The sequence below is a fragment of the Streptococcus sp. HMSC034E12 genome (assembly GCF_001835915.1).
Classification (GTDB): Bacteria; Bacillota; Bacilli; order Lactobacillales; family Streptococcaceae; genus Streptococcus; species Streptococcus vaginalis.
The window spans coordinates 1-732 of record NZ_KV826478.1 but is presented as its reverse complement, the minus strand read 5'-3'; the positions used below and the strand labels follow the sequence as shown (position 1 = coordinate 732).

Annotated in this window: 1 pseudogene; it reads left to right on the top strand. The window is 42.8% G+C overall.

The annotated features are described in order from the left end of the window. Positions 1–732 (top strand): annotated as a pseudogene (locus HMPREF2574_RS09320) (phage tail domain-containing protein); the annotation flags it as partial.

Below are 732 nucleotides of genomic sequence, written 5' to 3'. Positions count from 1 at the left end.
CTATCCCAAAAGGAGACATAGAACTTGAAGGTATCTCTGACTGGTATGACCAAACCACCATTGATTTCTTTGTTCCGGACGGAGTCGCGCATACAAACGTCACAAAGGAATTTGTTTTTACCAAAAATTCAGAGGGTATCCTAGAAGCCGAAATTGATAATCAAGGAAGCGAGGAAGTATCAGTCAACTACCGAATCAAGCTTAAACATGAATCGGGCTATGTTGGCATTGTCAGCCAATATGGCGCTATGCAGTTTGGAAAAATCGAGGAAGCAGATTTAGTGGAAGAAAAGAAAAATGTCCTCTTAGCCGCAAACGGCAAAGGGGATTTCAAGAATTGGACAGACGGCACTATTTTCTACGAGAATCAAAATAAGAAAGTGGTCACGACAATGTCTGCTGATTCTTCTTTTGGTGGACGTTTGGGAGTTTTACCAGCTAACTTTACAAATACGGTCAATGGGGCGTATTTTGGAGCGGTTAAAGAATTGGAATTATCTGATCAGGCGAAAGACTGGTACATCTGGGCTCGCGCTTGGTTTGAAACAGGTTTAGTTAGTCAGACAGGAGCTTGGTGTTTGTCGGTAGTAGATAGTGAGAATAAGTTTATCGCTGGTATGGCCATTGAAAAAAGTGAACGAGCACGAAATAAGGCACTCGTTCTTTTTCTCATGGGTGATGGTGCTGGCGGTAGTCGGGTTGTCAAATCTATCGAATTCACACCGAGCGTTT